1 protein-coding gene is annotated in these 361 nt (G+C 41.8%); it reads right to left on the bottom strand.

Annotated features, from left to right (window positions below; translation table 11 throughout):
• Positions 1–68 precede the first annotated feature (68 nt).
• A complete protein-coding gene (gene ihfB, locus AB4653_RS26735; RefSeq protein ID WP_010439923.1) occupies positions 69–353 on the bottom strand; it encodes an integration host factor subunit beta in 285 nt (94 codons plus the stop codon).
• Between the last annotated feature and the right edge of the window lie 8 nt (positions 354–361).

The following is a 361-nucleotide window of genomic DNA, read 5'->3' as shown; positions in this document are numbered from 1 at the left end:
CCATATTATGGTCATAAAAAAGCGGCATACATTATAGTATGCCGCTTTTCTTAATTCCGATAAGTAGCCTACAACCCTGAGTTTACTCGTTCGCGTAGCTCTTTACCTGGTTTGAAGTGAGGAACGTATTTACCTTCCAACTCAACCTTGTCACCAGTTTTAGGATTACGTCCAACACGAGGTTCACGGTAATGCAGAGAAAAGCTGCCAAAGCCGCGAATTTCGATTCGATCACCACTTTCTAGTGTTGAAGCCATGTGCTCTAAAATGTCTTTTACAGCGTCTTCAATTTCTTTTGCAGAAAGATGCGTTTGCTCAGCGCACAGTCTTTCAATCAATTCAGACTTAGTCATAGTTACCC

Source organism: Vibrio sp. 10N.222.48.A3, assembly GCF_041475345.1.
Classification (GTDB): domain Bacteria; phylum Pseudomonadota; class Gammaproteobacteria; order Enterobacterales; family Vibrionaceae; genus Vibrio; species Vibrio tasmaniensis_A.
This window is presented reverse-complemented; position numbering and strand designations above follow the sequence as displayed.

Excerpts from the sequence above, each read along its gene's own strand:
- ihfB (WP_010439923.1), bottom strand. The coding sequence starts at position 353 with ATGACTAAGTCTGAATTGATTGAAAGACTGTGCGCTGAGCAAACGCAT.